The sequence below is a fragment of the Hydrotalea lipotrueae genome (assembly GCF_019249625.1).
Taxonomy (GTDB): Bacteria; Bacteroidota; Bacteroidia; order Chitinophagales; family Chitinophagaceae; genus Hydrotalea; species Hydrotalea flava.
The window spans coordinates 12,109-25,659 of record NZ_JAESDL010000014.1 but is presented as its reverse complement, the minus strand read 5'-3'; the positions used below and the strand labels follow the sequence as shown (position 1 = coordinate 25,659).

Sequence of the window (13,551 nt, the reverse complement as noted above, 5' to 3'; positions counted from 1 at the left end):
GAATTCATTTGGTATCATCAATTTTTGTACACCGAAAAAAAGCCGTTGCAAAAGCAACGGCAATATTATTCAGCATTGTACATGAAGCAGATTATGGGAAAATTCCCAATTCATTATATGAAATAGCTACTTTATTAATAGCACAAACATATGCTGCAGTACGCATATCAGGAATTTCAGAATTTTTATCCCAAATCTCAATAATTTCCTGTGTAGCAGTAATCATGGTTTCTTCCAATCCGCTATGCACTAAATCTACTTCTTCAGCCCCATGCATAATGAATTTTCTTTCAGCATCAGAAACTTTTTTCCCGGTTAGTCCTTCCATTTGCGTTAAAATATGGCTATTCATATTTTCAGTAAACCTTTTTTCCAAACGGCCATAACGCACATGTGAAAGGTTTTTAAGCCATTCAAAATAAGACACTGTTACTCCACCGGCATTTAAGTACATATCGGGCACAATTAAAGTGCCTTTTTTGTTTAAAATAGCATCGGCTTCAGGTGTTAATGGACCGTTGGCAGCTTCTCCAATAATTTTTGCTTTGATGCGGTCTGCATTATTGCCATTAATTACATTCTCCAATGCTGCAGGTATCAAAATATCACATTCTAACTCCAATGCATCAGTACTTTTTACAATATTTGTTGCACCGGGAAAATTTAAAATTGAACCGGTTGATTTTCGATGCTGAAATACCGCTTCCTCATTCAAACCGTTGGGGTTAAATATAGCACCTTCATATTCAGCAATGGCAATAACGATTGAACCATGCTCTCTGAAAAATTTTGCAGAGTGATAGCCCACATTACCCAAACCCTGCACTACTACTCGCTTTCCTTCAACACCGGGAGTAAGACCTAATTTTTTCATTCTGCCGGCCATATTGCATACTTCGCGAACACCATAAAATACCCCCAATCCGGTGGCTTCTTTTCTGCCCCGAACCCCACCCTGCGATACGGGTTTTCCGGTAACACAACCGGCAGCATCAATTTCGCCGGGTTTTAATGAAGCATAGGTATCTACAATCCAGGCCATCTCTCTTTCTCCTGTTCCATAATCAGGTGCCGGAACATCTATGCCGGGACCAATAAAATTTTTCTTTACCAATTCACTGGTATAACGGCGGGTAATTTTTTCTAACTCATAAGTGCTGTAATTTCTGGGATTAATTTTAATTCCACCTTTGGCCCCACCAAAAGGCACATTTACAATGGCGCATTTATAAGTCATTAAACTGGCCAAAGCCATTACCTCGTCCTGATCAACTGCTTCACTGAAGCGAATACCCCCTTTACAGGGTGATTTGTGCTGACTGTGTTGTACCCGATAGGCTTCAATTACTTCTATCCTGCCGTCATCCATTTTAACAGGAAAACGCATTCTATACACGCTGTTACAGGCTTTGATTTGTTCTAACAAACCTTTATCCCATTTGGTAAATTCTGCTGCTTTATCAAAACTGCGTTCTACGTTATGAAAAAAGCTGTACTGTTCATTTGACATAATCAATCGTTTTTAAATATTATGTATCGTAGTAAATCGTTTATGCTAGTGAAGATAAAATTGTGTGTATTTTTAATAATGAAGTGGTAGAAATAGGATGTTCTACTTTTTTTCAATGCGCCTGATTTGACGGTCTAATGCAATCAGATAAATGAATAAGCCCAGCACAATTACCACTACCACTGCCATTACTACATAAATTTTTCCATTACTTTTCATGATGCTACCATCATCTGGTGTATTGGTTTGTGCCACCAGTACATTATTCAATAAGAATAAGCATACTGCCATCATCCAAAATTTTATTTTTTTTATCATTATGCTATGGCTTTTTCTTTAATAAATTGTAACCGAATACGCAAGGTGGTTATCCAAACACCTAAAAGTGACCAGCCAATAACAGCGGGCCAAAACACCAAACGCATGGAAGCGTCTAAATCATTCCCATTCAATGCCGGGTTGCCGTCACTACCCAATCCACCCGGATGCAAACTTTCTACTAATCTGGGTAATATCCAGATAGAGGGGTATAACATAAAAAATGCAAATATATTATAAACACCACCTACCCTGGCTTTTTTCTCATCATCATTCAACGAACCTCTTAAAACAAAATAAGCCAAATAAATGAGTAAAGCAATAGCGGCCCCATTTTGTTTGGCATCGCCACTCCAGGCAGCACCCCATTGGTATTTGGCCCAAATGGCACCTGTAACTAAGCCCAGAATGCCAAAAACTATTCCGGTACGGGCATATTCTAATGAATAGGTATCATACTTTTTAAGCGGATTACGTAAATATTTTATGGCATATATAAAGGATACCAGGAATAAAATATTCATCCCAAACCACATGGGCACATGAAAAAATAAATTACGGATGCTTTGTTGTAAAGGAACACCGGGTGGCGTAGGCACTCTTACTAAAAACCCCATAAAACAGGTGTACATTAATAACAAGAAACTCAATATCTTCCACCAGGCTGATTTTATCATAACAAAAATAGGCTGTACCAAAACTTTAGTTTCGCAAAATTAGGGCATTGTATGCCATGAAATGCATACATGTTATAAAATTTACGCAAAGATTAACCAGTGATGCAATTGTTAAACAACATTTAAACAATGTTTGAAATTATTAGAGATTCTATGCAGAAAAATGGTTTAATTAGCACTATGTCTAAACCTTTGTTAGAAATCAATCAACTATCAGTTGATTTTGTTCAAAATAAAAACATTACCACTGCTATTGAAAACATTCAGTTCACAATATCGCGGGGCGAATGGGTGGCCATTGTGGGAGAAAGCGGTAGTGGCAAATCTGTTACCGCCCTGTCAGTACTACGTTTAATTGCAAGCCCTCCTGCTTTTTACAAAAACGGAAGTATTGTTTACAATAACAAGGAAGAAACGATTGATTTGCTTACTACCGGAATGCAACAAATACGCAACATCAGAGGTCAAAAAATCGCCATGATTTTTCAAGAACCCATGTCATCGCTGAATCCCATCATGACTTGTGGCAGGCAGGTAACAGAAGCTATAAAAGCTCATTTGTCAATGGGAAAAAAAGCAGCTAAACAAAAAGCGCTGGCCTTATTTCAACAGGTCCAATTACCCGATCCGGAACGTTTATTTTATAAATACCCACATGAACTAAGTGGCGGCCAAAAACAAAGAGTGATGATTGCTATGGCCATGAGTTGCCAGCCCGACCTGTTGATCTGCGATGAACCTATCACAGCTCTGGATGCTACCGTTCAAAAAATTTTGCTCGATTTATTACAGCAACTACAAATAACCCATCAAATGGCACTCCTGTTCATTAGCCACGATTTAGGGGTAGTGAAAAAATACGCACAAAAAGTAATGGTGATGTATAAAGGAAAAATTGTTGAAAGCAATACCAGTGATATTATTTTTAGTCATCCTTCGCATCCTTATACAAAAGCCTTGTTAGCCTGCCGCCCATCCATGTACCTTCATGGGCAACATTTACCGCTGGTTCAGGATTTAATGGAAGAATTAATAGACGGGAGTATCATTGCAAAAACATACCATTCACCGGCTTTAAAATATACATCAACAATTGCACCTATCAGTAAAACCCCAATTTTGCGGGTACAACAGCTGAATATTCGTTTTCCTATTAAAAGAAATATGGCAGGCACCCCAATTGCCTTCCAAAACATATTGCACAATATTCATTTTGAAGTGTATACAGGTGAAATTTTGGGTGTGGCAGGTGAAAGTGGATGTGGCAAAAGCACATTGGCAAAAGCCATCATGCAAATTATACCTGTTGAAAATGGTTCCATTTATTTTAATGGAATGAATTTATCTGCCCTATCTTCTAAAAACAAGCACTGGCGCAAAGAAATACAAATGGTTTTTCAGGACCCTTATACCTCATTAAACAGCCGCCAAACCATTGGAGAAACCATTGTCGAACCAATGAAAGTACACGGGTTGTTTGCAACGCCATCTGAAAAGAAAGAACATGTGTTGGCTTTGCTGGAGAAAGTAAAACTCAATCCCAATTATTATAGCCGTTATCCTAAAGAACTCAGTGGCGGTCAAAGACAAAGAGTGGTGATTGCACGAGCTTTGGCAGTACATCCAAGCCTCATTATTTTCGATGAGAGTGTAGCTGCTTTAGATGTAAGTGTGCAGGCACAGATTTTAAATTTAATCAATGATTTAAAAAATGAATTCAATTTTACAGGCATATTTATTTCGCACGACATGGGTGTTGTAAAATATATCAGCGACAGAATAATGGTAATGAATAAAGGCAGAATAGAAGAAATAGGTACTACAGAACAAATTTTCCATCATCCAACAAGCGCTTATACCCAAACCCTAATCAATGCCATGCTGTAATATATTTGCATGATTTACTTTGTAAGTACAGCGAATAAGCTTAACTTTGCACCCTTCAAAAAAATTCATGCCGTAACATGAAGCGAGTCGCCCCGTAAGGCGGCGGCAAACTGAATGTGGCTATCATTTCAAAAAAAAGATTAGACACATGAAACTATCTCAATTTCGATTCGATTTACCTTTAAACCTCATTGCCCAAAATCCCACAAAAAGAAGAGAAGACAGCCGAATGATGGTGGTTGACCGTAAAACCGGCAACATGGAAAACAAACATTTTAGGGATATATTGGAATATTTCGACGACAAAGATGTATTTGTTGTCAATAACACCAAGGTTTTTCCGGCAAGAATGTATGGTAGAAAAGAAAAAACAGGTGCCAAAATTGAAGTTTTCCTTTTAAGAGAACTCAATAAACCCAACCGTTTATGGGATGTTATTGTAGACCCGGCCCGCAAAATAAGAGTAGGTAATAAATTATATTTTGGTGATAATGAAGAATTGGTGGCAGAAGTAATTGATAACACCACCAGCCGTGGCCGTACCATTCGTTTTTTGTGGGAAGGAGATGACGCCAGTTTTAAAGAAATGCTGGAAACACTCGGTGAAACACCCTTACCCAAATACATTAAACGCAAACCCGATGAAGAAGATAAAGAGCGCTACCAAACCGTTTATGCAAAATATGAAGGTGCTGTAGCAGCCCCCACTGCAGGTCTGCATTTTAGTAAAGAGTTAATTAAACGCTGCGAAATTCAAGGTATCCGTTTTGCGGAGGTTACACTGCATACCGGCTTAGGTACTTTTAGGCCCATTGAAGTAGAAGATTTAAGTAAACACAAAATGGATGCAGAATATTATCAAATTACAGAAGAAGCCTGCCGCATTGTGAATACGGCCAAACAAACCGGCCATCGCATCTGCTCAATTGGTACCACTACCATGCGTGCTATGGAAAGTAGTTTTACTGCACAAAAACTATTAAAGCCCAGTGAAGGTTGGACCAATCATTTTATACATCCTCCCTATGAATTTAGTGTGGCAGACAGTTTGGTAACCAATTTTCATTTACCCAAAACTAGTTTGTTAATTATGACTTGTGCATTTGCGGGTTATGACTTAACCATGGAGGCTTATAAAAAAGCAATAAAAGATAAATATCGTTTCTTCAGCTATGGTGATGCTTTACTGATTATTTAAGCATCACAACAAAATCTAAAACTAAAAAAGACTGCAGCTTGAAAAAATTGCAGTCTTTATATATGTTTATATGTAATTATTCCAGGCCAAATAAACCCTTGTTCAATAATTGAAGGGTTTCTTTTTTATAGGCAGAAGGTACCAGAAGCGAAATATTGTGCGGACTACCACCATAACTTACCATCCGTACAGGGATATCATGTATGGCATCAAACAACTTCATCAGCACTTCTTTGGTTTCGGCAATCTGATTACCTACAATGGAAATAATGGTTTGTTCTGTATCGGTTTCAACAACACCAAATGGTTCTAATTCACGGATGATTTCATTTAAAAAAACAGGATTATCAATTGTAACAGAAACAGCCACTTCAGAAGTGGTAATCATATCAATAGAAGTTTTGTACTTTTCAAACACCTCAAATACTTTACGTAAAAAACCATAAGCCAGTAACATGCGGCTGCTTCGAATTTTTATGGCAAAAATACCATCTTTTGCTGCAATGGCTTTTACCCCAACACTGCCCGCTTCATGCATAATGGTAGTGCCTTTTGCAGTGGGTTCCATGGTATTCAGTAACTTAACCGGAACATTTTGCTGTTGTGCAGGCCAAATACAGGTAGGATGCAAAATTTTTGCACCAAAGTAGGCCAGCTCAGCTGCTTCATCGAAACTTAATTGCTCAATAGCAATGGTTTTATTTACAACACGGGGGTCATTATTGTGCATACCGTCAATATCTGTCCATATTTCACAAACACTGGCATTCACTGCTGCTGCAATCAGTGATGCAGTATAATCGCTTCCACCTCTTTTCAAATTATCTACCTCGCCACGAGCATTTCTACAAATATACCCCTGGGTAATAAATAATTTTTTATCGGAATTTTGTTTCAGTAAAGCCTCTATCCTGGTTTTAATTACAGGTAAATTGGGTTCTTCATTAGCATCTATCCGCATAAACTCTAATGCAGGTAATAATACATGATCAATATCTTGTTCTTCCAAATACACTGAAAACAACCGTGTACTCATCAATTCACCTTGTGCTAAAATATCTTTATTTAATGCCTCACTAAATGATATCCGTGTAATGATATTCAGAAATTCAAAATGCTCAGCTACAATTGCCTTGGCTTTTGCTAAAAATTCGGGTTGTTTTAAAAGTGAAAGAATGAATGATTGATAATGCGCTTCTAATTTTTGAATACATACACGTGCCTCATCTTTGTTACTTTCTGCCAAATGGTTACTAATTTCAACTAAGGCATTAGTAGTGCCACTGAGTGCACTCAGTACTATAATTACCGGTTCATTGTCTTTTGTAATCAGTTGGGCTACCTGATGCATTCTTTCCGGTTTTCCTACACTGGTGCCTCCGAATTTCATTACTTTCATATATGCCTATCAAATTTTAACTGTATGAAATATTTTATTTTAAATGAATTAAAGCATTAAAGTGTTTCATCACTTTTCACTAAATTGTTTGCAAAAGTAATAGCCGTAACTGATATACTACTATTCTTTTTTAAGAACAAACGTTTGTAGGTTTTATTATAATTATACACAAAAATCCTGAAGCAGATGCAAGCCAATTTCAATACAGTTTCACTTTGGTCAATGACAGTACTATATGTGGCTGCGGGCATCAATCATTTTCTCCAGCCTAGAATATATATCAAAATAATGCCATTTTATTTTCCTGCTAAAAAATTCTTGAATATCGCGGCTGGTATTGCAGAAATTACACTGGGCATAGCATTATATTTTGATGAAACGCGTTATTGGGCTGCATGGATTATTATGGCTATGCTTACTAGTTTTTTCCCGGTACACATTCACATGCAACAACTGGCTCCTTTTAAAATGGGAAAATTTACCATCACCAAACAACTGGCATTTATTAGAACTTTGTTGCAGTTTGTATTGATTTACTGGGCGTATACTTTTACCCGATAGGTTAATTTATACTGTTGAATGGCTTTTGTTCTATACAACTGCTATCTGTCCCCGTACTTACTTTAAAATAATTACAAAAATACTGATAGTATCCTACACGGCTATAAGTGCCATCGGGTTTGCCGGTACCGCATTCTATACCTCCGTTAATGATGTTGACAACAGCACCAAAACCCGGCAAAATATTGCGTACACTATCATAACCATTGGGCTTCCAGCTGCCAGCCATAATTGCATGGCAGGAAGGTTTGGGCTTTTGCGCATGCATCCAAAACCATAATGCAGAAGCAAATGAAACCAATGAATTCTCAGCCACTATTTCAGGATGTAGTAACAAACTATCTTTATTGCCGTAAAAAAATTGACTGAATTGTCCGTAATTATAATTCCAGCTGAGTTGTAAAGGACCCCGGCCATGGTAAGACTTGTCGACTACCGGCATCCAGTCTTTTTTAGAAGTATCGGTATACTGTGGGCATCCTTTTGTACAACCCTGTTCTTCCACAAAATGTAGTCCCCATTTAAAATATCCATCTGGGGAATCGGGCCATCCCCCACCTGTTTCATAAGCCATATTGGCTAAAAATGCAGCCAGTTCTCGTTTTTGTAATACTTTATCTTTTACATCTAAAAATTCGGGGAAAAATTTTACGGCATTCAAAAAAGCATCAAATGAATAAAAATCAGATAAACCATTTTTTGAATTTGCCGACTGAATGCCATACCGATGCGGGAACAATTCATTCCACTTTTGTTGATTTAAATACGATAATACTCTTTTTTGTACGGCCAAACTATCTGTTACAATTGGGCCGGGCAACTTTGATTGACTGCGGGAAGATATCCATGACATAAATGAAAAAGTCATGATTATCGTTAGCAATATCATCCAAATTTTGTTCAGCTTTATCTTCATACAATAATATTTCAACACAGTTGTAACTGCCATACAAATTCGCTGCCATGTTTGTGTTAGAAAGAAAATTTCACTTTTTACCTCTACCAAACCAGTTCAAATTTTTCTGCAATCATTTTTAAATCGTTCACAACAGGTGCCAATAATGGTATGCCTGTTTCCATCCTTATTTTTTCCATTTCCCGTTCCGGATCGCCGGGAATTAAAACTTTATCCTGTCCATTTACGGTTTTAGCATTGCGAAAACGTTCAATCCAATGATCCATGTGCTGTTTAAATTCATTGACTGGTCTAAATGCATCAATACGCATTGCTCCTAAAAAATGCCCCAGGCCTTTTCCCGGCATATCTTCAGGCATGGGTACATAGGCAGGAAATGGGGGCACCCATGGACCATAAGCCGCACCACTTAAAACTGCTGAAAAAATATCTACTATACTTCCCAAAGCATAACCTTTGTGGCTGCCATGTTCCCTATCACTGCCCAATGGCAGCATGGCACCACCTTTTTTTAAAATGGCGGCATCCTGAGTAGGCATTCCTGTTTCATTTTGCACCCATCCTAACGGTGCAGCTTCATTTTTCCGTTGCAAAATTTCCAATTTCCCATTCGATGCGGTTGTAGTGGCAAAATCAGCCACAAAGGGTGGCTGTTGCCCGGCCGGTATGGCCACTGCTATTGGGTTAGTACCTATCATTTTTTCAACAGAAAATGTAGGTGCTACCAACGCACTGGCGTTGGTCATGGCAATACCAATCATATCTTGCTGTAAAGCCATCATGGCATGATAACCGGCAATACCGAAGTGGTTACTATTTTGTACACTTACCCAACCGGTGCCACATTGTTGGGCCTTTTGTATGGCAATATTCATGGCAAAAGGAGCAACTATCAGGCCCAATCCGGCATCACCATCTACCACTGCCGTTGAAGGAGTTTCATGTATTATTTTAATATGGGGTTTTGTATTGATACGGCCTGCTTCCCATAAACGCACATAACCACTTAGGCGGGCAACACCATGACTGTCAATACCCCTTACATCGGCTGAAAGCAAAACAGTAGTAGCAGTTTGTGCATCTGTTTCAGAGCAGCCCATTTGTAAGAATGTGTTTTTGGTAAATTTAAAAAGTGTAGAATAGGAGTACAACATAGCGATAAATAAGGATGAAAAAGTTGCAATTTATTAAAACCATTCAGTAATAATTGTTAGCAATACGGTAATATGTTTTAAAATAGTATGCATACCGCATTTAAAAGCGATATGAAAAAGCCGGGCATTGAGGTACCCGGCTGAAACAAAAATTATATTGTATTTTAGAATGGCAAATCATCACCGGTATCCGGAGCATCAGAGGCTTGCTCTACAGATGTATGAGTTGACTGATAAGCACCACCCGATGCATTCCCGGAAGGATTATTTCCACCCGTACCACCTTCCTGCCTGCTGCCCAATAACTGAACACTGGCAATACGCAGCGATAAAGAAGCACCCTGTCTGCCATCTTGTGTTGCATAAGTTCTAACATCGGGCTGGCCTTCCACATACACCTGGGTGCCTTTTTTTAAATAAGGGGCAATAGCTGTCCTGTCGGTCCAATAAGCACACTCTACCCAGGTTGTTCGTTCTTTCTGGGCGCCTTGTGCATCTTTATAACGCTCGGTATGTGCCACTGAAAAATTAATGACATTACGGCCATTTACATTGTTTACTACGGCATCTTTACCAAGATTTCCAATCACCTGAAGTTTAATCATATCTCTAAATTTTGGGCATTGAATAAAATAAAAGCGTAAAATGGAAAATTAGTAAAAAAAACAAAGCCAAAAACAGTTCTTTTAAAAATTTGTGTAGGGAATTTTCAAAAAAAGATAAACAAAAAACACATATGGTGATTTCGAATAAATTAGTAGCTTTTGGTTATAAAACATCCCAATGCAGCAACAACAATTTATTATAGAAGAACTAAATGAAAACGGGCCCATTATTTTGGCAGAAATTCATACAAATGAGCATACATTCTTATATAATAAAAACAAACAACATCCTTCATTGTACAAAAAAGCCAGATTGTTGATTGATACAGGAGCCAGTATTTCGGGATTAGATAAAAATTTAATCAATTACTGCAACTACCCGAATACACAGCATTAGCGCAGGTAGAAGGAGCCGGTGGCTTAGTGCAATTAAAGAAATACCGATGTGTGCTTTATCTGCCTATTTTTTTACAAAAGGGGCTTCCCTTAGATATTGTAGAAGGCAATTTTCAACAAACGCCGTACCAGGGTATTTTAGGCAGAGATGTGCTTCAATTTTGCCATTTTGAATACAGTGGCCCTTCGGGTAAATACATTTTAAAAGCTATCAACTTTTAATAAAACAGGCTATTCCCGGATTTAAACAAAAAAAGGGTATTACATGTCTGTTGAAATAAAAAACAAATAAAATTATACAGGGCATAGGCTTTTGTAGTATTTACAACATAAAAACAGCTAAAAATTCCTTTCATCGCAAATTACAATCCCTCCTAACGGCAATAAATAATCTGTAAAATGTATCTTTGCACGTTAAAAATCAAAAAAAATAATGAGCAGAAACGGAAAAGTATTGGTGGCAATGAGTGGTGGAGTGGATAGTACTGTAACCGCATTAATGCTACATGAACAAGGTTATGAAGTAGTAGGCATTACCATGAAAACCTGGGATTATGCCAGTAGCGGCAGCAGCAGTAAAGAAACCGGTTGCTGTAATTTAGACTCATTTAATGATGCACGACAGGCTGCCGTTCAACATGGATTTCCTCATTTTATATTGGATATACGTGATGAATTTGGAGATTTTGTAATTGAAAACTTTGTTGAAGAATATATTGCCGGCCGTACCCCTAACCCTTGTGTTATGTGTAATACACATATAAAATGGAGAGCCCTGCTAAAGCGTGCCGATGCATTGAATTGCGATTTTATTGCTACAGGGCATTATGCTTCTATATATCAACATACCAATAACCGTTATGTAATTTGTAAAGGAAAAGACGAAACCAAAGATCAAAGCTATGTTTTATGGGGGCTGCAACAGGATTTACTTAGCAGAACTATTTTGCCATTAGGTGGATATCAGAAAACCGAGATCAGACAAATGGCGCATGATTTTGGATATCCTGAACTGGCCAAAAAAAGCGAGAGCTATGAAATTTGTTTTGTGCCGGATAATGACTACCGCGGTTTTTTAAAAAATAAAGTAGCCGGCCTGGAAGAGCGGGTAAATGGCGGATGGTTTGTAGATAAAACCGGAAAAAAATTAGGACAACACAAGGGCTACCCTTTTTATACCATTGGCCAAAGAAAAGGATTGGATATTGCTTTGGGTAAACCTGCTTTTGTAACAGCCATTCACCCCGAAACGAACACTGTGGTATTGGGCGATGAAAAAGATCTGGAACAAAACAACATGGTAGTTACCCGTTTAAATTATATTAAATATGCAGGCATAACTAATGGCATGGAAGCAACCACTAAAATCAGGTACAAAGATAAAGGCGCTTTCAGCAGATTACAAATGCATGAAAATGGAATAGAAGTACAATTTTTGGAACACGTGAAGGGTATTGCACCAGGACAAAGTGCTGTGTTTTATGAAGGCAATGATGTAATTGGTGGTGGTACCATTATGCGTAGCAATTTGGTATAACACCATTTTTTATGAGCTAAGTCTGTTTGGGCTTTTGAAATAATGCAGCAAACATCGTATCGGCTTTTTGGTGATACCCCATTAAAAGTTCTTCCTTTATCAATACCAAACCATAAGCATTAATAATGTATGCCACCATTTCCTGATTTTCCTGTTTAAAAACAGAACAGGTAATATATATGAAGTAACCATCCGGTTTTATTTGAGGAATTGCCTGTTGCACAATTGCCCTTTGCAACCAACTATAAGTGTTTATCTGTGCAGCAGAAAAAAAGAACAATTGTTCAGGTGTGCGGCTCCAAGTGCCGCTTCCTGTGCAAGGCACATCGGCAATAACCACATCAAAATAGCGTTGCAATAATGATTTGGGTAGTGGCTGTGATAAATCTGCCACTATGGCTGTGTAATTGCTTATGTTAGCCGTCTGAAATCGTTTTGATAGATTGTGCAAAATACTTTCCCTAACATCACTCACAGTTAATTGTATGTTACCCCATATATCTTTAGCCAGAATAGATTTGCCTCCACTGGCTGCGCAGCAATCCCATACCAATGGTATTGTATTATTCCACTGAATCAACTGCAAAAATTCAGCGATGCGTTGCGAACTAAAATCCTGTATAACCAGTGCTGCATCTATATTAAAAAGGTGATCTATTTTAGTGCCTGCTTTTACAGCAATGGTTTGATGGCTTAATTGTTGAAACGGAATACCGGCCTCATTGAATCGATTCACTATATTTTCTTTCTCACCCGGACGAATACGAATAAATACATCAGGCTGAGTAAAAAAAGATTGAGTAAAAGCTACTATATCCAATTGTTCACTCACCTCATTTTTAAAAGGAAAAATATCCTCATATTTTAAACCAGAAAATCTTTGCTGCAATACATACCACCTTTGTTGCCATTCAGCAGGCCAATCCTTTAACCATAACGGTTCAAAAACTATCTCCCATACACCGGGTTCTTCCAATAATAAGTATAAAGCAGCTTTCAATCTTATATCTACAGCTACTTCAGATAAAGCCTTACCCAACCTAAAGTAAGCATAACAGGCATTGGTAATTATTTTCCTGTCTTTACTACCATGTTTTTTATGTTGGGCAAAATATTGTTTGATAAAATGTGCCAAAGGCATTTCACCTTTGTATTGCTGAATAATGAATAAAGCAGTATTGAAATAAGATTGGTAGCGCATAATTTTTTATAAGCATAAACGAACATGTAACATTCATCAAACATAATAAAGCTATTAAAAAAACAAAAGAGGCTGTCTCAAAAGTCCGAGTCAGCCTCTTTTTATTCGGTGGGGGGGGTGGAGAAAGTTTTCATTTAAGCCATTCTCAAACGCTTCATTTTACTTTTGAGACTTCCTTTTACTTATTAAAGA

The 13,551-nt window shown here is 37.8% G+C and carries 14 protein-coding genes; 6 read left to right on the top strand and 8 right to left on the bottom strand.

Annotation, left to right across the window (positions count from 1 at the left end; all coding sequences use genetic code 11):
* Positions 1 to 91: 91 nt before the first annotated feature.
* The 3 genes from JK139_RS09435 to ccsA all read right to left on the bottom strand — a co-directional run bounded on the left by JK139_RS09435 (position 92) and on the right by ccsA (position 2,505).
* On the bottom strand, positions 92 to 1,510 hold the full coding sequence (locus JK139_RS09435) for a Glu/Leu/Phe/Val family dehydrogenase (protein ID WP_074419937.1): 1,419 nt from the start codon (positions 1,508 to 1,510) through the stop codon (positions 92 to 94).
* A 102-nt stretch (positions 1,511 to 1,612) separates the two neighbouring features.
* On the bottom strand, positions 1,613 to 1,828 hold the full coding sequence (locus JK139_RS09430) for a CcmD family protein (protein ID WP_074419936.1): 216 nt from the start codon (positions 1,826 to 1,828) through the stop codon (positions 1,613 to 1,615).
* Positions 1,828 to 2,505 carry a cytochrome c biogenesis protein CcsA gene (gene ccsA / locus JK139_RS09425; protein ID WP_081301279.1) on the bottom strand — a complete coding sequence of 226 codons (678 nt, stop codon included), beginning with the start codon at positions 2,503 to 2,505 and terminating at the stop codon, positions 1,828 to 1,830. The genes JK139_RS09430 and ccsA overlap by 1 nt, the downstream gene beginning before the upstream one ends.
* 129 nt (positions 2,506 to 2,634) lie before the next feature.
* On the opposite strand from ccsA, the gene JK139_RS09420 reads away from it, so the two are divergent.
* The gene (locus JK139_RS09420) at positions 2,635 to 4,392 is read left to right on the top strand and encodes a dipeptide ABC transporter ATP-binding protein (protein ID WP_228733188.1); all 1,758 of its coding nucleotides are present in this window, start codon (positions 2,635 to 2,637) and stop codon (positions 4,390 to 4,392) included.
* Between the two features lie 148 nt (positions 4,393 to 4,540).
* A complete protein-coding gene (gene queA / locus JK139_RS09415) occupies positions 4,541 to 5,590 on the top strand; it encodes a tRNA preQ1(34) S-adenosylmethionine ribosyltransferase-isomerase QueA (RefSeq protein WP_068246625.1) in 1,050 nt (349 codons plus the stop codon).
* Positions 5,591 to 5,666: 76 nt separating this feature from the next.
* Here queA and JK139_RS09410 read toward each other — a convergent pair whose 3' ends face one another.
* Entirely contained in the window at positions 5,667 to 6,989 is a 1,323-nt protein-coding gene (locus tag JK139_RS09410; RefSeq protein ID WP_218331161.1) for an aspartate kinase, read from the bottom strand.
* A gap of 186 nt (positions 6,990 to 7,175) precedes the next feature.
* Between JK139_RS09410 and JK139_RS09405 the strand changes: the two genes are divergently transcribed.
* On the top strand, positions 7,176 to 7,550 hold the full coding sequence (locus JK139_RS09405; RefSeq protein WP_074421302.1) for a DoxX family protein: 375 nt from the start codon (positions 7,176 to 7,178) through the stop codon (positions 7,548 to 7,550).
* A gap of 1 nt (position 7,551) precedes the next feature.
* Here the strand turns inward: JK139_RS09405 and JK139_RS09400 are convergent, their stop codons facing one another.
* The 3 genes from JK139_RS09400 to JK139_RS09390 all read right to left on the bottom strand — a co-directional run bounded on the left by JK139_RS09400 (position 7,552) and on the right by JK139_RS09390 (position 10,225).
* Positions 7,552 to 8,466, bottom strand: coding sequence for a chitinase (locus tag JK139_RS09400; protein WP_228733187.1), 915 nt, complete (start codon positions 8,464 to 8,466; stop codon positions 7,552 to 7,554).
* An 83-nt stretch (positions 8,467 to 8,549) separates the two neighbouring features.
* The gene (locus JK139_RS09395) at positions 8,550 to 9,620 is read right to left on the bottom strand and encodes an Ldh family oxidoreductase (protein WP_218331160.1); all 1,071 of its coding nucleotides are present in this window, start codon (positions 9,618 to 9,620) and stop codon (positions 8,550 to 8,552) included.
* Positions 9,621 to 9,784: 164 nt separating this feature from the next.
* Positions 9,785 to 10,225 carry a single-stranded DNA-binding protein gene (locus JK139_RS09390; RefSeq protein WP_068246641.1) on the bottom strand — a complete coding sequence of 147 codons (441 nt, stop codon included), beginning with the start codon at positions 10,223 to 10,225 and terminating at the stop codon, positions 9,785 to 9,787.
* A gap of 178 nt (positions 10,226 to 10,403) precedes the next feature.
* Here JK139_RS09390 and JK139_RS09385 point away from each other — a divergent pair, with 178 nt between their 5' ends.
* From JK139_RS09385 to mnmA, 3 genes are all read left to right on the top strand, one after another.
* Positions 10,404 to 10,622, top strand: coding sequence for a hypothetical protein (locus tag JK139_RS09385; RefSeq protein WP_218331159.1), 219 nt, complete (start codon positions 10,404 to 10,406; stop codon positions 10,620 to 10,622).
* Between the two features lie 50 nt (positions 10,623 to 10,672).
* Positions 10,673 to 10,843, top strand: a complete 171-nt coding sequence (locus JK139_RS09380) for a hypothetical protein (protein WP_218331158.1) — start codon at positions 10,673 to 10,675, stop codon at positions 10,841 to 10,843.
* 211 nt (positions 10,844 to 11,054) lie between these two features.
* On the top strand, positions 11,055 to 12,158 hold the full coding sequence (mnmA, locus tag JK139_RS09375) for a tRNA 2-thiouridine(34) synthase MnmA (RefSeq protein ID WP_218331157.1): 1,104 nt from the start codon (positions 11,055 to 11,057) through the stop codon (positions 12,156 to 12,158).
* 16 nt (positions 12,159 to 12,174) lie between these two features.
* Here the strand turns inward: mnmA and JK139_RS09370 are convergent, their stop codons facing one another.
* Positions 12,175 to 13,359 carry an RsmB/NOP family class I SAM-dependent RNA methyltransferase gene (locus JK139_RS09370; RefSeq protein WP_218331156.1) on the bottom strand — a complete coding sequence of 395 codons (1,185 nt, stop codon included), beginning with the start codon at positions 13,357 to 13,359 and terminating at the stop codon, positions 12,175 to 12,177.
* Positions 13,360 to 13,551: the final 192 nt, after the last annotated feature.